Below are 18527 nucleotides of genomic sequence, written 5' to 3'. Positions count from 1 at the left end.
GAGTTTGAAAATTTAATTGAAGCACTAGATGCAGATTAAAACTCTAAGGTTTTGATGTTATGATGAAGCGTGGAGGTTCTATCCACTCGCTCTTACACCTAGGGCACCTTGAAGGCTCCTTCGGCTTCTCCATGTCTGAAAATACGTAACCGCATTTCTTGCATCTAGGCGGCTCCATTAATAGTACTTCACTACCATTAGACTTAGCTCGAATGCTCTTAGCGATATGCTGGAGGTCAAGGTATATTTCTTCGGGTGGAACCCTTATTCCCAGGGTAGCCATGATCTCGTAGACTGTAAGTGGTCTCCCTGTCTCCCGTAACAGCCTTGTGATAACTTCTCTACGGGTTTCAAAGGTGTTCATGCTTAAACCCTGCTTCAGCTTACACAGCTTTCATTCAGTTATATGAGTCTTACAAGCCTGACTAACCTATCAGCTACTACATCCATGCTTACATCTTGAAGTAGTAGCTTTTTAAGCGAGTGGCGTTGACCGTAGACTATGTCTATCTTCGATACAGGTATCTTTAATCCTCTCGAGAGGAATCTCACTAGCACAGCGTTATCCCTGCCACCTCCTAGTTGCTCGCTGGAGTAGAATACTAGCTCTCCGCCCTCTAGGGTGAGATATTCTTCTTCACCTGGCTTCACTCTTATAGTCAGGATGACACCTCGTGAAGATTCTGCTAGATGCTTCAATATACTGCTACGTACCTCTTCAGCTAGGCCCAAGAATACCCCCGTTACTCTTGTAGCTCGAAGAAGAATATTAATGTTTTCCTGTCAACACTGTATACTATAAGTGCTTTAATACCTCGTAGAGTACCCCTACATCACTATTCACTCTCAGTCCTCGTGGATCGAAGTGAGTGCGGGTAGCTTTAACACCTAGCTCTCGTAGTCTTTCAATTATAACCTCATATTTCGGCATGCTCTTCTTAAGTATAGAGCATAATTTATCTATTCTCACATAAGGGTTGTTTACTTCTACTTCATCTGAGATAATATTGATGAGTTTTCTCGTCTCTCTACTAAACCACCATGTATTCTCTACTTCAGATTTAACGCTATTTATGAAGGCTTTATCTCCTAGACTGCATATCCAGACCCCTTCTAAGAGCACTGGTTTACCGCCGTTGAGGCAGATACGGCTTTCAGCTTCCTCGGGTTTCCTCGCGAATCCTCTCTCAAGAGTTGATGGGCAGTACCATATGTAGCCTATGCACTCATCAATCAGCCTATAGGCTTCTTCAGCGTTCCTCGTAGTTTTAAAGAAGAGCCTGTAGTAGTGTCTATGCATGAAGGCCACTAGTGGTTTAACCGCTGTATCCAGCGCGGCTGCTCGCCTCGCTATGTAGGCTGTAAGCAGCCTCATCCCCAGCTCCTTCTCGAAGTCTACATCTAGGCATCTAATCCAATATCTCCTTAATGCTTTCCTGGAGTGACTGCATGTTAATGGTGCAGTATCAGTTGCTGATATACCTATTAGAGCACTTCTTGCTAGAGGCTTAAATGCTGAGTCGATGAATGGAGTTGGAGAGCCGTAGGGGTCTAAGTCAATGTAGTCGAAAGCTATGCCTGTGAATGTTGCATTATTCAGCAGGGAGTTGGCTTCCTGCGAGTACACTTCTATCTTCTCCGGGCTGAGATTATTGAGTTCAATATTCCTAGACATGTAGTATAAGGCTCTCGGGTCAACATCGTTTAGAATCCCCCAGCCGCCTTTCTCAACAGCTATCCTGATCCCGCGGACTCCTGTGCCAGCCAGCGGCTCAATGAAAGCTATATCACGTGAACCATAGAAGGCTTTAAGCACAGCTATAGTTAAATCCCGGCTCACTACAGCTGCAGGATTGTAGAAGACAGGCATCCAGGCTGGCTCGAGGGAGCCATCGCTTCTCATATACAACTCTAGCCTGGGGACTACTATTTTCACGAGTCCCTCGCTTACAACCTGCTCGTGAGCACTAACTCTCACGCTAGCATCCCTTAGCATGCTTCACGTAGCCTGCTATCTTCTCCACCAGTTGCCCAATAATGCTTGCCTTAAGGGCCTCTCTGTTCTCGATAGTCACGGAGATCCAGTCGGCGTTGCCTAGCTTCCCCAGTATCACGGGATCCCTCAGCTTGTAGTGTACTACTAGTATTAATGGCTTCGTGGAATCCAGCACTCTGTATAGTAGAGGTGTGAAAACTGGTATCTTTAATTCCATGGGGCCTACCTCGTCTATACCGATGACATCCGCTTCATCGAGAGCCCGGGTTAAAGCCTTGCTCATTATTCTTGAAGCTTCATCCACTAGGACAGTGTAGGATCCCACTCTTACAGAACCCGGGGCATTCTTCCTAGCTAGCCAGGCTTCCTCACCGCTGAGAATATCGATGACTTTAAATCCTATTCTGTAGCCCTGTACTCTTACCTCGGGGGCTCTGACTCCACCCACTGTTAAGCCTGCTTTAACTAAACTGTTAATAATCTCGCTGAATAATGTGGATTTTCCTGAACCCGGGGGCCCGGTTATAACTACTCTGGGGGGATGCAAATTTCTCATTCCATGGTTTTAATCTAGGTCTGCTCGTCTAACAGTATCTCCTCAATATTCTTTAAATCGCTTGCACTCTTAATTGCTATGAGCTTGGAGCCGGTGGTATCCGCTATCTTCTCAGCGTTCTCGAGCTTCTCTGGCTTCTTCTCGGCTCTATCCAGCCTGGTTATAGTGATAACTCTTCTACTTTTGGCAACAAAGTCGACTGGTGTTCTATGGAGTTTAACAACGAGGCTGCTCAGCCTGTTGAGCGAGCTCCATAAGGTTTTCTCTAAGCTGTCTACTAGCTCGGATTCCCTTACAGTGTTATCGTCCTCTACGGCATCAACGTTTATCTTGAGTGGATCAATCTCCTCGAAGACATCTTCACCCACGAGTTGAGCTAGCTCTAAACCTTTTTGAAGCGATATCATAAGCTCTCCCCTCTCATACATGTACACGGCCTTCCTGCTAACCCCTATGAGTTCAGCTAGCTCTCCTCTCCTCAATCCAATCTCCCTTCTCTTCTCCTGCAGGCGTTGAGGCGATATTTTAAGGTAATAGTTGCCTTTGATGTTTACGATAAGAGGCTTCTCATTGCTAACTATATACCTGTTAAAGGATTCAGGGGACACAACGTTTATGCCGTGTCTCACGTATACGACGTCATCCTCTAGCTTCCTCTTATGCTCGCTTTCAGCTATTACAGCAACACCTGAGTTGTACACGATACTGGATCTCTTTAGATCCTTAACCTCCATGCTACTTATCTTTCCAGCATCCCCAACAATCTTCAAGATTACTCTTGTCTCACCCCGGCAGGCCACGATATCTATGCTTCTAGTGTAGCTGGGGTATGAGAGAACCTCAACTCTAAATCCAGCTTTCCTCAGGGTTCTTGAAACCTCCTCTGAGATAACCTCTACATGACTGCTGACGCTCAAAACAAACCCCGGTCTAGGTTTAACCTGGGTCTAATAGTTGATGGTGAACTTACAGTGTATTAAAGCTTTACACTCTTATCTTCCAGCTAGTTCCTCCTATATACAGCATAAACCATTGCGTGGTCCTTATCGTAGGGTTCCAAGTGCACGACATCTATTATCTCGAAGCCCCGCTGTTTTAATGTATCTATCTCCCTACGGTATACTTCGCTAGGCTCTTTTGTCACATCAATGCTTCTAGCTTTTACTGCAAGCAGCAGGTAGCCTTGGTCCTTCAAGAATAGCTCAGCGTTATCAGCTACTATGGATGCTTGATCCGGCTGAGCTATATCAGCGTAGAGTCCATCAACTGTTTCAACTATATGCCTGTACTCGTATGGTTTTCTCGCGTCGCTGAGAATAGGGTAGATGTTCTTCCTGACGTCTGCAACTAACACTAGTTCCCTCATAACTCTTGGAGCAAACTCTACTCCGTATATTCTCCCCTTGGAGCCTACAATATCCGATATATGGCTTGCAGTTGTACCGGAAGCTATGCCAAGGTATAGTATCCTGTGGCCTTCTCGTATTGGCTGCTCAGCGAGACCGTTTGCTAGAGCACCGGCTAGCTTGCTCCTGTAGAGATTCCACTCTCTATACTCGACGTTTCCAACCCTGAAGAGTCTCTCACCGTAGACTCTATGGCCTGGCACTAGGTTCCTGGTTGCTAATCTAACGCTTCCATCGTCTAGCTCGATAACATAGACCTCATAGTATTTCTCATGGGGTTTCACAGAGACAGGCTGACTCATCTACATCACCTTCCCTCTCTACCTCCACGCTTACGGCCTGCACGAGCAGGCCTGGTACGCTCCTCTTCTCTTCTAGGTGGTGGTCTAGGATAAAGTTTTCTAATCTCTTCTACTCTCTCCTCGAACTCCTTCACGAGTTTATCGCCGACGAATCTACCGCTAAACTGGTCTACTTTAGCAGCTATTGAGAGCTTTGTTGCCAGTGCTCTAGCTATCTTTCCTCTCTGCCATCTCGGGCTCTTATGAATGTAGGGGTGCTGGAAGATTACTCCGTGTTTAGGTGGCTTGCCTCCTGTTCTTAAAGCTCTAAATAATGCTTTCTCTGCTCCAAGAACCTGTATCGTGCTTGCAGGAAGTTTTGCAAGCTCTTCTAGCCCGCCAGCCAGGCTTAGCAGCCTGGCGCCTAGCTTTGCTCCTACAAGAGCTGTTATATTTGGTGCAACCTCCTTCATCACTGCCTCTATGTACTCGTCGAGGGTTCCTCTTAAGCGGTAGAGGTCTAGTATTATTCCAGCCAGCACCTTAATGTAGTTTATATCGAAGTCGCTTAAGTCTGCACCTATACTGTTCTTAGCAGCCTCGCTGATCTTAGATGCCTTCTCACTACTGTACCCTAGCCTAGTAAGGTTTTCAACAGTGTAGTTAGAGCGGTGTCCGAGCTCGTATACTAATCTAGCGTACTCCGGGTGGTCTTCTATCAGCTCGTCAAGCTCAGGGAAGTGTACACTATACCACTCCCTGAGTCTCGCAACATAGAGGTTTATGGTTTTATCTATATCGTCGATTGCCCTAATGGATTGAACCGCTAGTAGATCCCTTTTCTGAGCCTCTCTTCTAAGCTTTCTCCTAGTGCATTCAAGCATTATGCTGTGAAGCTTCTCGAAGAATTCTTCTACGCTTCCAGCAAACCCTTCTCTAACAGCTATCTCCGGGATCTCACTTCTCGTCTTAACGAATACTGGTGCGCCAGGGTTCACTTCAGGGGTTAAGCCGTGGGCTGAAGCTATTTTAGCTGTTGATACCGCCTCGACAACCACGCTGTTAATATTCAGTTCTTTCAGCTTAGCTAGCACTTCTACGTGCTGAGGTGTCTCCTCTCCTCTCTCAACGCTTAACAGGTACTCTACGTTTTCATCTAGGTTCACGGGGGCCCTAGAGTAAGCTATCAGCGAGCCGTTATCATCGAGAGCTAAAACCCCTATAACACTCTCAACTATGTAGGCTTTACCCATTACTACAACACCCTTCTCTCACAATAGTATCGTGAAGCCGCATTTAAATACCTCTAACAAGCTATTCAATCCTAGACTACAAGATGGGGGAAACCTATGCCGAGCCACGGATCACTAACAAAGGCTGGTAAAGTTAGAAGCCAGACACCTAAAATCCCACCTAAACCCAAGAAGAATAAGCCACCTAGAGTAAGAAATAGATGGGAGTACACTAGGAGAGTAGAAGCAGCTGCGAAGGAGGCAGCCTAATTCAAGTATTAAATTAGTTTCATAAGTAGCAGGTACAATTGTCTGGGGTGCGGGAAAAATCTACATAGAAGTTATATAGGGGGAGTCACACCGAGTCTCCTGCTTAGTTTTACAAGCATGTCTTTCACCATGGCTTCAAAACTCCACTCAGGCCTCCAGCCCCACTCCTCTCTCGCTATAGAGTCATCTATTGATCGAGGCCAGGAGTCAGCTATGCTCTGCCTGTAGTCAGGCTCGTAGTCTACTTGGAAGCCCGGTATATACTTTCTGATCTCGCTGGCAAGCTGCTCTGGAGTGAAGCTGAAAGCTGCAATATTGTATCCAACCATGAGTTTAAGCCTGGATCTATCAGCCTCCATCAACTGTATTGCGGCTTTTACAGCATCCGGCATGTACATCATGGGGAGCATGGTATCCGGTCTAAGATAGCACTTATATCTCTCTCCTTTTAGAGCATAGTAGAACATTTCAACAGCGTAGTCGGTGGTGCCTCCCCCTGGAAGAGCTTCACTGCTTATTAAGCCGGGGTATCTAACACCTCTTACATCCACGTTAAACTTTAAAGCGTAGTATCTAGCGAGTAGTTCACCAGTGTACTTCGTGATCCCGTACATTGTTGTAGGATCTATCACGGTAAACTGGGGGGCATGGTCTCTGGGAGCACTAGGCCCGTATACTGCTATAGAGCTCGGCCAGAATACTCTAAGCCCGTACTCTCTTGCGGCTTCAAGTACGTTGATTAATCCATCCATGTTCACTCTCCAGGCTAGCATGGGGTCCTTCTCGCCTCTCGCTGAGAGTATAGCAGCAAGATGGTAGACCACGCTTACATCAAGCTTTCCAATAACTCTTTCAAGCTGCTCTCTACTAGTTACATCCACTTGCTCTAGAGGGCCGTCTAGGAGTTCAGGCTGCTCAGGCTTCCTTGAGTGGTAGCCAGCTATAACGTTGTCTTTCCCATACCTCCTTCTTAATTCTGGTACTAGAGCTGCACCGATCTGTCCTGTGGCACCTATCACTAGTATCTTTGTCAATTAACTCGCACCCCTGATTACACGTCTAGATTATGCCGAGTTTTCTCCCGTGCTTCTCGTATGCTGCGAGAGCTTTCTCCAGGTCCTCCCGGGTGTGCCCAGCGCTAACCTGGTTTCTGATTCTCTCTGTGCCTCTAGGTACCATTGGATACACTATCGGCACGACGAATACTCCTTCATCGAAGAGAGCTTTAGCTAGCTCACGTGTTTTCTTTGTATCGCCTACTATAACTGGTATTATCGGCGTCTCACTCCTACCAGTATTAAAGCCCATGCTATCCAGCTCTCTCTTAAAGTACTCTCTGTTATCCCAGAGTCTCCTAATCCTCTCTTTTCCCTCACTACTCATCACTATCTCAAGGGCTTTCAGGTTAGCTGCAGCAACAGCCGGCGGGTACCCTGTGCTTAGAAGCCATGTTCTAGCTCTGTTTCTAATGTACTCTACGATCTCGTAGTCTGATCCAATCATGCCGCCAGTAGAGCCTAGAGCCTTCGAGAAAGTCCCCATGTGTATGTCTACGTCTCCTTCAACACCGTAGTGTGCTGGGGTTCCACGGCCCTCTCCGAGCACTCCTTCACCGTGTGCATCGTCAACGTACACGATTGCATTGTACTCTCTTGCAAGCTTAACGATATCCTTTAGAGGCGCGGTATCCCCGTCCATCGAGAAGACTCCATCTGTCACAATAAGGATTTTCCTGTATTTACCTTGAGCCTGCCTCAACTTGTCCTCTAGGTCACCTGCATCGCAATGCTTGTAGATCATCTTGTCGGCTCTTGAGAGCCTTATGCCGTCGATTATGCTGCCATGGTTTAATTCATCGGATAGTATGAGGTCGCCTTGCTCAACTAGCGCTGGTATACTGCCAGCGTTAGCTGCAAAGCCCGTGGGGAAGACTAAGGCTGCTTCAGTCCCCTTGAATTCAGCAACCTTCTTGTGGAGTGCATCGAGTATCTCATGATAGCCTGCTATAGCCCAGACTGCACCAGGCCCCCATCCATACTTCTCCATGGCTTCGATTGCAGCCTGCTTTAATCTAGGGTCGTTTGCTAGATTCAAGTAGTTGTTAGATGCTAATACTACAACCTCTCTCCCCTCTACTACTGCTCTAGGGCCTGCTGGAGTCGCCAGCCTCTTGATCTCCCATATCTCGCCTCGCTCAATCAGCTCAGCGAGCTTAGCCTTATAGTACTCTCTAACCCACTGCTTAGCCAAGACCACCACCTCCATGTATTGTGTTAGTCTAGGAGACATATATATGTTATATATGAATTTATATCTAGAATTATGAAGCCTCATAAAACACTATTAGAGTTATTAGGGTTAACCCAGCATACCTTTTCTAGCATGGTGGCTGTTGTGGAGCTCTACTACGGCTATACTGGTATCGCCGCGAGAATGCTTAAGAGTATTAACGCGGAGCCAGGTGACAAGGTGACCATAGTCCTAAAGGATGGCTCGTTTTTCACCGGCGTGCTAATGCCACGTCAAGCATTGTATGCTGAGAGACCTATACTAGTGATCAAGTTGGAGAACGGCTATAATATTGGATTAAACGTTAACGAGGTAAGCGAGTTAAAGCTGGTAGCAAAGAAACAGGAGCATCATCGACGCACTGAGGAGAAGAGTAGGGTAGGCGGACTACCGCGCGTATCACTAGTTAACACTGGTGGGACAATAGCTTCAAGAGTAGACTATGAAACCGGAGGGGTCACCCCCGCGCTTACAGCAGAGGATATACTTGAATGGATGCCTGAACTCGAAGACATAGCAGTCTTCGATGTTAAGGAGGTAATGAAGGTGTTCAGCGAGGATATAGAGCCACGCCACTGGGAGCTAATCTCAAGCGAGGTATACAAGGAGATAATGAATGGGGTAGCAGGTGTTATTGTAACACATGGAACAGACACAATGTCGTACTCAGCGTCAGCTGTAGCATTCTCAATCATCGGTAAACCTGTTCCAGTAGTCTTCGTGGGCTCCCAGAGAAGTAGCGACAGGCCTAGCAGCGATTCAGCATTCAACTTGAAGGCAGCCTTCATAACAGCTGTTAAAGCCCCATTCGCTGAATCCGTTATAGTAATGCATGGAGAATCCTCCGACTCCTACGCGCTAGCTCACAGGGGGGTTAAAGCGAGGAAAATGCATACGAGTAGGAGAGATGCCTTTCAGTCAATTAATGATAAGCCGATCGCCAAAATATATCCTGATACAGGCGAGGTCAAGATTACCGGCAGGATAGTAGAGTACAGGGGGGTGGCGAAGAATACTGAGCTGAAGAACAAGTTCGATGATAGAGTAGCCCTCGTGAAGATGTATCCGGGGCTGCAACCCGAGATCATCGAGTACCTTGTAGACAAGGGGTTCCACGGCATAGTGTTAGAGGGGAGCGGGCTCGGCCACATAGCTAACAAGCTGATCCCGACTGTAGAAAGAGCTGTTGAAAACGGGATACCAGTTGTAATGACAAGCCAATGCTTATTCGGTAGAGTAAACCTTAACGTCTACAGTACTGGGAGGAGGCTGCTGGAGGCTGGGGTAATACCAGCCTCAGACATGCTTCCTGAAACAGCTTATGTGAAGCTCTCATGGATCCTAGGTAGTATTTCAAGAGACTTAAGTGATGTCAGGAGGATTCTTCTAACCAATATTGCCGGCGAGATCAATGAGAGGCATACACTAGACCTCTATCCAAGGTGGAATCATGAGTAGAGTAAACTATAGTGATATAGGCTTGAAGGTAGGCCTTGAAATCCACGTTCAGCTTAATACATCCGAGAAACTCTTCTGCAGGTGTCCAGCGGTCCTGAGTGATACAGGCATCATGCTGATATCAAGGTATCTAAGGCCTGCTAAAAGCGAGACTGGTGAAGTCGATCCTGCAGCACTCCTCGAGTGGAGGAAGAGCAAGAGGTACGAGTACGAGGCTCCATTATCTTCATCATGTCTTGTAGAAGCCGACGAAGAACCTCCTCACGAGATGAATAGAGAGGCACTTACAGTTGCTATAGCAGTAGCCCGTGCAATGAACATGAGGATAGTTGACGAGATCCACGTGATGAGGAAGATCGTTATAGATGGAAGCAACGTCAGCGGTTTTCAGCGTACTGCACTAATAGCTGTTAAAGGCTATATCAGTGATGGAGATGAAAGAATAGGTATTGAAACACTATGCCTCGAGGAAGATGCAGCGAGAAAAATTGAAGAGAGCGAGGATACAGTAAAATACCGTATTGATAGGCTTGGAATACCGCTTATAGAGGTTTCAACTGCACCAGATATACGGGATCCCGAGCAAGCTATGCGTGTAGCACTAAGAATCGGCCAGCTGATCAGGCTAACAGGTAAAGCTAAACGCGGCCTCGGCTCGATAAGACAAGACCTCAACGTGAGCATTAAAGGTGGAGCTAAAATTGAGATTAAAGGCGTCCAGCACCTCTACTTGATCCCAAGGATCATTGAGTACGAGGTTCAAAGACAGCTTAAGCTACTGGAGATCCGTGATGAATTATTAAGGCGTGGCGTGAAACCAGAGGATATCGAGGAGAAGATCATCGATGTAACAGAGATCTTCAAGAATACATCCTCGAAGATTATCAGGAAGGCTATTTCAACACCCGGGGGCGGTGTTTACGCGCTTACACTACCAGGATTCAAAGGACTACTTGGAGTAGAAGTCCAGCCGGGCAGGAGGTTTGGGACAGAGCTAGCAGACTACGCTAGGGTCTGGGGAGGCGTGGGAGGAATATTCCATACAGATGAGCTACCAGGCTACGGGATAACAGAGGATGAAGTTAAAAAGCTGTACGGAGCACTAGGGGCATCACCTGAAAGAGATGCAATAGTGATCGTCGCTGACACCGCTATTAAAGCTCGTGAGGCTCTCAAGGCTGTCTACGAGAGGGCTAAACTAGCTCTCATAGGAGTACCCGAGGAAACCCGTGCATCAAACCCTGATGGTACAACAAAGTACATGCGTCCCCGTCCAGGCTCAGCTAGAATGTACCCTGAAACTGATATTCCTCCAATACTTGTAACCTCTGAGATCATAGAGGAAGCGTCTAGATTAATACCCGAGCCCCCTGAAGTTAAGCTTAAGAGGCTTGTTGAGGAGCACGGTTTAAGCGTGGAGCTTGCTAGAGCTGTTTTAAATGATATTAGATTAAACCTCTACGAGGAGCTTGTGGAGAAGTACAGGGAGAAACTGCCTCCATCTCTTATAGCCTCCACACTAATTAATACTATTCCATCATTAAGACGGGAGGGGGTGCCAATAGAGAACATAGATGACGATGACATCGAGGAAACCCTGGATCTCGTTGCTAAAGGCATTATAGCTAAGGAGGCTATACCTCTTGTTCTATCTAGTGTTGCGAGAAACCCTGAGAGAAAGGTAGGCGATGTTGTAAAAGAGCTGGGGTTAACAAGGCTCGGGCTACAGGAACTCGACCAGTTGATTGATGAAGCTATAGCCAGGAATATCGAGAAGATAAAAGCTAGGTGGGAGAAGGCTTTCCAGATAGTTATGAGTGAAGTCATGAAGGTAGCTAGAGGGAAAATAGATGGCTCAGTAGTGGCTGAAAAAGTAAGAGAGAAACTAAAGAGTTTAATAGAGGGTCATAGTAATTCTAGATCCCAGCAATGAAGAATTACTCCCGGCAATGACAGGTGATTGGAAGGCATTTGACTGAGCATTCCACTACAATAGCCTTCGCGGGTTGTGATGAAGGAAGAATACTCGAGGATGAGAGCGATGAGATCGCACGAGCGTGCTGAACCCTTCTACCACCTATATTTAAAGCCCCGGTAAGCATGGGTTTACTGTGGATGAGGTTCCTTGGCCGCTTGGATGCCCTTCCACGGGCAGGTGACGTTGAATGGTAGCCTCCGACCCTCTTTATCCTACCCGGCGTCAAGCGTGAAGGAGTGCCTGGTGTTATGAGTAATACTATGCTTGAATACACCCTGGTGGGCTACTAGTGATCGATGACTACACTCTTCTCAAAGCTATATCACTATTGAACACTGGCATGAACCTCATGGAGGCAGCTAGAGCATTAAACTTGAATGCATCCCAGCTCTCTAGAAGGCTTAGTAGAGCCATTGAGAGAGGCGTGATAGTCAAGTACCTGAATGTACTAATAGACCACTTAGCTACACCTGTATCAATACTAATCTACGAGCTACGCCAAAAAACCCGCGACCTCCAATGCTTCTATGAGAAACCGCCTGTGGTAGTATCGTATTACTCTTACATAGGGCGCCCAGTCGTTTTAAGCTACGTGAAAGGAGATTATGGAGAAGCTATTGTAGAATTCTCCACTATACGTGCCTGCAGGCTTATTCTACATGAGAGGGTTAAGAAAGTACTCATCCCACTCATGGATCCAGAGAGCAGTACTATTAGACTCCTCGACTCAAAGGATGTCGCTAGGAGTAAAGTGCACACGGATGAAGTAGATAGCGAGATAGCATTAGAGTTATTTAGAGTCTTCAATCCCTCCCCGATAGGTAACTGGAGGGTTAAAGAGCTCGCTGAGAGACTAGAGAGCAGCACCGGCTTAAAGGATGCATTCTATCATTTAACACGGCATGTTCACGCTTTAACTCGAAGAAAATACATTTACAGGGATAGCGGTGTCTACGCATTAATATTAGCCTCAGCCGATACCCCTAGCACTCTTACAGCCCTACTAGCCCAGCTAGCCAGCGCTAGGATAATATTAGATCTAGAGCAAGTAAACGCTGTAAGCACAGAGCCATTCCTAGGCGTAATTCACGCGTGGATCTCGCTTGAAGCACTCTACGATTCAAAGAGAGGGCATGACCCAGTGGAGAAAGCATCCTACTACATATACCCTGTTATCGAGGTCTATTAGACTCTCAGCTTTAACTCCATGTGGAGAGCTTACAAGCCTGCTCTATGAAACAGTAGCCGGAGGCTACTGGAGGCTGAGATACCGAGGAGCAGGAGAGAAAAGAATATATTGTTCAAAGTGGGATCAAAGAAACCGTGAGAGGTGATCAAATTTGAGTAAAACATATGAGACACTAGGGAACCTAAAGGTTGGAAGCTTCATTATTATCGACGGCGAGCCCTGCAGGATAGTTGAAATGACGCGTGCTAAAACAGGTAAGCATGGAAGCGCTAAGGCTAACGTGGTTGCAATCAGCCTTTTCACGAAATCTAAGAAGACCCTTATAGCCCCCGTAGACACGCAGGTTGAAGTACCCATTATAGAGAAGCGTGTAGGCCAGGTTATCGCTGATATGGGAGCATCCTATCAGATCATGGATATGGAGACCTATGAGACATTCGAGGTTGAAAAAGAGTTAATTGACGATGAGGTAAGAAGTAAGATGAGTGTAGGCTCTGAAGTAGAATACTGGATTGTAATGAATAAAAGAATTATAGTGCGCTTACGTTAGATATCATCCGGCACGAAAACGGGTTTCTCAGCAAGAGATACAATAGGTATTGATACACCTGGCTTAGGATTTTTAGAGAACTCTATTCTTTCATCGCTTGTGCTAATCACGATATAGTTAGCGCTTCCAGCATCCCTGCTCTCACCTTCAAGAGGATAGTAGTAGAAGACTGGAATACCATAGTACTTGTAGTAGTCTCTGAAGACTCCCAGCATACCCAGATACAATCTACCCTTATACTCGAATCTAATAATGTAGGCGCCGAACTGGCCTGGAATCATTGTGGATGCTGCTAACCTAACTAGATCGTTGAGTGATGAAAGCTTTACTGGGACTACTTTCTCTATGGAATCCAAGACTCCCACCACCTCTTTAAATATCATCATAATAATAACTTAAAATGAGCTCTTGCCCCGGGTTCTCCTATAGTGCTTTAATACTAGTTTGAGAACATCTGTAGCGTTGAATTCACGTTCATCGGCTTCAAGTAACTGCCTTATTTTCTTGAAGGATATTGTTATTAATCCTGGTGTTGAATCCTGGTGTAATAGTACTGTTCTCCCGCCTGGATCAATGACCATTGAGTTCAACGCGTGGAGGTTACTCTCAATGAGGTATAAGCCGCCAACATTAACCACCCAGACTCCTAGCATCCTGGCAATAGCTTTAAGAATAGTGGTGTAATCCTCTAGTGGTTTTAACGGGGGAAGAACAGTTATCAATATATTACCACCTTCAATAACCCCCAGCCTACCTATCTCTGGAGCTAGTATCTCATTCGATAGAAGCACCAGGTACTTCAACCGCCCGTCATCGAAGACTACAATCTCGCGGCCGGGTCTCACTCCCACTCTCTTCTCCTCGCTGGAGACCACTATCTTCCTCTGAGAGATGAGAGTGCCGCTATCTTTATGCACGAATATAGTAGATATGTAGTACCAGCCTCGTATTCGCTCAATTACACCAGGTGAGGCTATGCTGACTCCGTAGCTGGTTGAGAGGTATCTGAGGGCTTTAATATACGGGTGTTCAGCGTCAATGGCGTACCTTCTACGTAGCTCTCCGGGTTCCATGCGGTTAGAGTACACTTCTATGACCTGCCCGAATGCTGAAGAGTATGGGAGAATTAAGGTTTCAACACCTATCTCGCTCGCGTAGAATACTACTTTACGGATATGTCTTAGGTTGGCGCCGAAAGCGTCTAGTACCACTGGTATGTGAGCAATACCTAGCTTCGAACCCGGCTCTCCATCTAGTTCTACTAGCTTAAAGCCTGCTGTACTCAACTATTCTAAGCCTCCACTAAGACACATTTCTTTATACATGTCTTCGAGCTTCCCGTTTACCTCCTTGTTCTCGAGTATCTTATCCACGACTTCATTGTATATTTCACTGAGGATCTCCAGGTACTCGCTTCTATCATCGCTTAGGCTTATCTTTTCCATGTATTCCTCGAGCTTCCTAGTCGTCTCCACGCTAACTATGTCGCTATAGTAGTCTTCAAGGAATTTCAACACGTATTTACCACGGGTGACTGGTATCAGTGATTTAGTTTTACCACTTACAATTACGTATCTTCTATCAATTATGGTTTGTATTATCTTAGCGTACGTGCTGGGTCTTCCAATCCCCTGCTCCTTCATCCATTTAACGATATCGTGGAATCTCAGCATTGGTGGTTTAACTACATCTCCACCATGTATCTCTCCGCGGACTTTCATACCCGGTTCGAGTTTTAAGCTGGCTTCAACTACTTTCACATTACCGTATACGTCTAAGTATCCTTTCTCCACTACGCCTGTGTAGGTTTCAACATCATAGCTACGCTCTCCTATTGTAACCTTGAATTTCAGCTTCTCCAGTCTAGCCGCTTTCATCTGGCTCGCCATAAATCTTCGGAATACTAGGTCGTAGAGCCTTAGGTGGTCTCGGGTCAACTTGACAGGGAATGCGAGAGAGCCCTCCCTCATTAAGTCGACTAGTCTCTCAGCATCTATTGGTCTAGTGGGGCGTATGGCTTCGTGAGCTCCGCCCTCCCCCCATGTTCTCGGCTTAAAGAATAACTGTGAGTCTGCTCCGTACTTCTCTTCGAGGTACTGCCTGGCAATAGCTATACCGACATCGCTGATGCGCGTGCTGTCAGTCCTGTGGTATGTTATAAGTCCTACCTCGAAGAGATTCTGGGCTAGCTCCATAGTTCTAGTTGCAGTGAACCCGAGTAGTCTTGAAGCCTCCTCAATAAGCGTGTCTGTAGTGAAGGGGGGTGGGGGGTTTACTTCTTCTACATCCTTGGCTACGACTTCTATGTCAACGGGTGTTGGCTTCTTGTTTTTAACGCGCTTTAAAACTCCTAGTTCCTCGGCATCCTTGTACGGAATAGTAGTATATATGAAGTCCCCTATATCCTCCACGTATATTGTGAGCTTATACCTCCATTCCTCGCGTCTCTTTCTTCTCTCAGTTTCACTTACAATGTACTCTAGAACAGGTGTCTGGACTCTACCGGCACTAAAGTTATTATTGGGTTTACAGCACCTTGATTTACTCTCCTCGCGTCTACTAGCAAGGTATTCTAGGCAGTATTTAAGCCAGGCGTACTTTTGAACTTTCTCTGAGAGCGAGAAGCCCAGCCATCTATCCTCTATTCTCCTAACAATCTGCGATTCCACAAGCGAGAGGTTGAAGTCTCTCGGCTCCCTAATAGCGTTTAATATTGCTCTCCGTGTAACCTCATGGAATTCTACTCTTCTAATCTCGTTCGCGTAGGGTTCGAGGAGTACTCTTAGATCCCATGCTATCTTCTCCCCTTCAGAGTCCGGGTCTGTAGCTATTAAGACTACATCAACTTCCTTTGAGAGCTCTCTTAAAGCATTGACAATATCTAGCTTCCTTGCAACCTCCGAGGACTTATTCTCCAGCTTGCATCTAGGGCACTCGAGCCTCCCGTTTTCTTCAGAGGGATCCTCTGTGAATTGATGTCCATTAGAACACTTCTTGATATCCGTGTATATGGGTAGGAATTCTTTTTCTCCTACTATTACTCCATAGAGGTGTTTTCTCCCGCCTGCCTCAGGTGGATCAGAATCCCTATAGGCTACTAGATCGTATACATGGCCGCCTGTAGCCGCTATTGTGAGAACGTAGTTTCCTATTGTCACCTCGTATGCTTGTAGTACGTTGCTAATTACTCTCACGCTCGGCTTACCGAAGAAGTTGGCTATAGTTTTAGCCTTATTGGGGGATTCAACTATCATTAAGGCTGTTTTAACCGGGTCGGCAGCTTGCTGGACGGCTGTAATACCTTTCTTTAGGATCTCTGCTACCTTTACCCTCTCTTCTTCTATCTGCTTTACTAGCTCGTTCAGGTTTACCTGGCTTAGAGGCTTTATTGCGAAGTCCTCGTAGATCCATCTCAGCTTCTTCACTAAGCCGTTGAGGAGTCTTTTATCATCGACTATTATAATCGAGAGACCTTTTGTTATCCCGCCTGGATATAGTCTTGAAGCCCTACCGCTGGCCTGGATGTATGTTGCTGAATCCGGTATCAGCATGAAGTGCTTTCCATTCTCCCTAATAATCCCGACATCGCCTAGATCAGAGATTTTCCTCCATGTCTCCCCTCTGGAGAGCTCTTCTACTATTATTTCACGCGCCTCCAGAAGGTCTCTTAGAAGCGGTGTCTCCTCTACCTCCTCGCCTTTAAGCTTTCTAGCTAGATCCTCCTTGATCCTCATGACGGCTGCAGGACTCATAGCTTTGATTCTCCTCGATATCCTCCCAGCCAACTTCTCGATTACATTCTTCCTATCGCCTTCGACAACATGCTGGAGCACGAGGAGTATCCTCAGGATGTCGGTTGGTGAGGGCTCCTCAAGCGTCGAGCTAAACTTATGGCGGGGGACTCCAGTAAACACAACGTACTTTACTCTCTCAGGCATATCTAAGCCTCTAACCATGACACCGTAGTAGGTGGCTACTCCCACCAGCACGTCTATCTCGCCGTTTTCAAACGCCTTCAGTATTTTCAACGGCTTCTTTGAGTGGAATGTTTCAGCCTTAAAACCTCTGGATTTAAGGAGCTCAGTTATTTTCTCAGCATACTCTACTCCTTTATCAGCAGGCACGAATACTAGGATCCCGTTTCCGAGAATAGAGACTAGTTTAACTAGCTCTTCCTCAACCCCCTCAGAGGGTTCAACGTAGGTGTCTACTATGTTTCTTATGGCTTCAGGCTTGGATCCAGCTTCGAAGCCCAGGAGGACTTTAAATAGCTTCGGGTAGATGCCTCTCGGCCTGCCTGTAGCACTGTTAACGAGGAGTATTGTATCTAGCTTCTTTCTCACGTTATTGACTTCCTCTTTAAGCCCTCTGATTTCTTCTTCAAGCTTATTTCTTTCCTCACCGCTTAGAGACCCCAGCTTGAACTGGGCTTTAACTAGGTTTAATGCTTTATCAATGAATTCTCCTTCAACACCTATTATCTCTAGGAGTCTCCTCACAGCTTTACCACTTCTTAGAACAGCATCGACATCATCCATTACAATTAGCTTGAAACCCTTGTTCTTTAAGAGCTCGAAGCTCTTATGCATGAAGGCGTTTGTCGACATGAGTATATCGAAGTCTCCTTTACTGAGCTTTTCGAGAGCTCGCTCTCTTTCCTCTTTACTGAGCCGCCCGTGCACGCAGAGTATTCTTAAACAGTTTTCTCCCCACTCCTCGCTGCTACAAGGCTTCCTACCTATATTCTCCGCAAATAATCTTATCTTCTCCTCGGCTTGACGCAGGAGTGGTGTAGTCGGGAAGACTAGGTAGGCTTTAGACTGCTGATCCTCCTTACCATGCCCCTTACTGTTAGCTACTAAGTATAGTGATGCTATAAGCGAGAACACAGTTTTACCCATGCCTGTCGGCGCTATAATACTAAACGATGACTTCTTGAGGAGGCGTCTAGCCCACATTCTCTGAGCACTCCACATTCTAAGGCCTCCAGTAGCCTTCTCGAAGAACTCCTCGAAGTCCTTTAGCCTTTTCTCTTCTTCTATAAGCTGCTTTATCATCTTCTTTTTCTTTTCACTCATCCTGCTCTCGTACAGCTCGAGCACTTGTAGACGGCTGAGCCCGCTATTATTCTTCAACTGCTCTTTAACTTCCCTGAAATCCTTCTCCCTCAAGCATTTCTTGCATGGAGCTTTAAATAAGAGTCTTTCATCGCTTATCCAGCCACCACAGTTAGGGCATGCATGCCTGTAAATACCGTGTTCTCTGAAATCAAATATAAATGGTTGACTGGAAGCAGGCACTCTTCAATCACCATCATTAAAT

Annotated in this window: 17 protein-coding genes; 5 read left to right on the top strand and 12 right to left on the bottom strand. The window is 46.3% G+C overall.

What is annotated here, in order from left to right:
* Positions 1 to 43: 43 nt before the first annotated feature.
* The 7 genes from OWQ48_02230 to OWQ48_02200 all read right to left on the bottom strand — a co-directional run bounded on the left by OWQ48_02230 (position 44) and on the right by OWQ48_02200 (position 5492).
* Positions 44 to 364 carry a transcriptional regulator gene (locus OWQ48_02230; GenBank protein MCY0868034.1) on the bottom strand — a complete coding sequence of 107 codons (321 nt, stop codon included), beginning with the start codon at positions 362 to 364 and terminating at the stop codon, positions 44 to 46.
* A gap of 38 nt (positions 365 to 402) precedes the next feature.
* A complete protein-coding gene (locus OWQ48_02225) occupies positions 403 to 732 on the bottom strand; it encodes a DUF167 domain-containing protein (GenBank protein ID MCY0868033.1) in 330 nt (109 codons plus the stop codon).
* Between the two features lie 64 nt (positions 733 to 796).
* Positions 797 to 1996 (bottom strand): tRNA (guanine(26)-N(2))-dimethyltransferase, encoded by a 1200-nt coding sequence (locus OWQ48_02220; GenBank protein ID MCY0868032.1) that lies wholly within the window; start codon positions 1994 to 1996, stop codon positions 797 to 799.
* Complete coding sequence (locus OWQ48_02215; GenBank protein ID MCY0868031.1) at positions 1980 to 2543, bottom strand: NTPase; 564 nt, start codon at positions 2541 to 2543, stop codon at positions 1980 to 1982. Before OWQ48_02215 ends, OWQ48_02220 begins: the two co-directional genes overlap by 17 nt.
* A 23-nt stretch (positions 2544 to 2566) precedes the next feature.
* Positions 2567 to 3469, bottom strand: a complete 903-nt coding sequence (locus OWQ48_02210; protein ID MCY0868030.1) for a helix-turn-helix domain-containing protein — start codon at positions 3467 to 3469, stop codon at positions 2567 to 2569.
* Positions 3470 to 3555: 86 nt separating this feature from the next.
* Positions 3556 to 4260: a fibrillarin-like rRNA/tRNA 2'-O-methyltransferase gene (locus OWQ48_02205; protein ID MCY0868029.1), complete on the bottom strand. Its 705-nt coding sequence runs from the start codon at positions 4258 to 4260 to the stop codon at positions 3556 to 3558.
* A 5-nt stretch (positions 4261 to 4265) separates the two neighbouring features.
* Positions 4266 to 5492, bottom strand: coding sequence for a C/D box methylation guide ribonucleoprotein complex aNOP56 subunit (locus tag OWQ48_02200; GenBank protein MCY0868028.1), 1227 nt, complete (start codon positions 5490 to 5492; stop codon positions 4266 to 4268).
* 96 nt (positions 5493 to 5588) lie between these two features.
* Here OWQ48_02200 and OWQ48_02195 point away from each other — a divergent pair, with 96 nt between their 5' ends.
* Entirely contained in the window at positions 5589 to 5741 is a 153-nt protein-coding gene (locus OWQ48_02195; GenBank protein ID MCY0868027.1) for a 30S ribosomal protein S30e, read from the top strand.
* Positions 5742 to 5812: 71 nt separating this feature from the next.
* Here the strand turns inward: OWQ48_02195 and OWQ48_02190 are convergent, their stop codons facing one another.
* Both OWQ48_02190 and OWQ48_02185 read right to left on the bottom strand, forming a co-directional pair.
* Positions 5813 to 6775 carry an NAD-dependent epimerase/dehydratase family protein gene (locus tag OWQ48_02190; protein MCY0868026.1) on the bottom strand — a complete coding sequence of 321 codons (963 nt, stop codon included), beginning with the start codon at positions 6773 to 6775 and terminating at the stop codon, positions 5813 to 5815.
* A gap of 25 nt (positions 6776 to 6800) precedes the next feature.
* Positions 6801 to 7997, bottom strand: coding sequence for an aminotransferase class I/II-fold pyridoxal phosphate-dependent enzyme (locus OWQ48_02185; GenBank protein ID MCY0868025.1), 1197 nt, complete (start codon positions 7995 to 7997; stop codon positions 6801 to 6803).
* Positions 7998 to 8135: 138 nt separating this feature from the next.
* Here OWQ48_02185 and gatD point away from each other — a divergent pair, with 138 nt between their 5' ends.
* The 4 genes from gatD to OWQ48_02165 all read left to right on the top strand — a co-directional run bounded on the left by gatD (position 8136) and on the right by OWQ48_02165 (position 13205).
* Positions 8136 to 9488, top strand: a complete 1353-nt coding sequence (gatD, locus tag OWQ48_02180) for a Glu-tRNA(Gln) amidotransferase subunit GatD (protein ID MCY0868024.1) — start codon at positions 8136 to 8138, stop codon at positions 9486 to 9488.
* Complete coding sequence (gene gatE / locus OWQ48_02175) at positions 9481 to 11421, top strand: Glu-tRNA(Gln) amidotransferase subunit GatE (GenBank protein ID MCY0868023.1); 1941 nt, start codon at positions 9481 to 9483, stop codon at positions 11419 to 11421. The genes gatD and gatE overlap by 8 nt, the downstream gene beginning before the upstream one ends.
* A 334-nt stretch (positions 11422 to 11755) precedes the next feature.
* Positions 11756 to 12655: a Fis family transcriptional regulator gene (locus OWQ48_02170; GenBank protein ID MCY0868022.1), complete on the top strand. Its 900-nt coding sequence runs from the start codon at positions 11756 to 11758 to the stop codon at positions 12653 to 12655.
* Positions 12656 to 12806: 151 nt separating this feature from the next.
* Positions 12807 to 13205 (top strand): translation initiation factor IF-5A, encoded by a 399-nt coding sequence (locus OWQ48_02165; GenBank protein ID MCY0868021.1) that lies wholly within the window; start codon positions 12807 to 12809, stop codon positions 13203 to 13205.
* Here the strand turns inward: OWQ48_02165 and OWQ48_02160 are convergent.
* From OWQ48_02160 to rgy, 3 genes are read right to left on the bottom strand one after another with little or no spacing between them, the layout of a single operon-like run.
* Positions 13202 to 13561, bottom strand: coding sequence for a hypothetical protein (locus tag OWQ48_02160; protein ID MCY0868020.1), 360 nt, complete (start codon positions 13559 to 13561; stop codon positions 13202 to 13204). The genes OWQ48_02165 and OWQ48_02160 overlap by 4 nt on opposite strands.
* 39 nt (positions 13562 to 13600) lie before the next feature.
* Positions 13601 to 14491 carry a carbon-nitrogen hydrolase family protein gene (locus OWQ48_02155; GenBank protein MCY0868019.1) on the bottom strand — a complete coding sequence of 297 codons (891 nt, stop codon included), beginning with the start codon at positions 14489 to 14491 and terminating at the stop codon, positions 13601 to 13603.
* The gene (gene rgy / locus OWQ48_02150; GenBank protein MCY0868018.1) at positions 14492 to 18505 is read right to left on the bottom strand and encodes a reverse gyrase; all 4014 of its coding nucleotides are present in this window, start codon (positions 18503 to 18505) and stop codon (positions 14492 to 14494) included.
* Positions 18506 to 18527: the final 22 nt, after the last annotated feature.

It is taken from the genome of Desulfurococcus sp., from assembly GCA_026626905.1.
Lineage (GTDB): Archaea > Thermoproteota > Thermoprotei_A > Sulfolobales > Desulfurococcaceae > Desulfurococcus.
The sequence above is the reverse complement of the archived record's forward strand: the minus strand, read 5'-3'. Positions and strand labels throughout refer to the sequence as shown.

Excerpts from the sequence above, each read along its gene's own strand:
- OWQ48_02220 (MCY0868032.1), bottom strand. The coding sequence starts at position 1,996 with ATGCTAAGGGATGCTAGCGTGAGAGTTAGTGCTCACGAGCAGGTTGTA.
- OWQ48_02230 (MCY0868034.1), bottom strand. The coding sequence starts at position 364 with ATGAACACCTTTGAAACCCGTAGAGAAGTTATCACAAGGCTGTTACGG.
- OWQ48_02195 (MCY0868027.1), top strand. The coding sequence starts at position 5,589 with ATGCCGAGCCACGGATCACTAACAAAGGCTGGTAAAGTTAGAAGCCAG.
- OWQ48_02200 (MCY0868028.1), bottom strand. The coding sequence starts at position 5,492 with ATGGGTAAAGCCTACATAGTTGAGAGTGTTATAGGGGTTTTAGCTCTC.
- gatE (MCY0868023.1), top strand. The coding sequence starts at position 9,481 with ATGAGTAGAGTAAACTATAGTGATATAGGCTTGAAGGTAGGCCTTGAA.
- OWQ48_02205 (MCY0868029.1), bottom strand. The coding sequence starts at position 4,260 with ATGAGTCAGCCTGTCTCTGTGAAACCCCATGAGAAATACTATGAGGTC.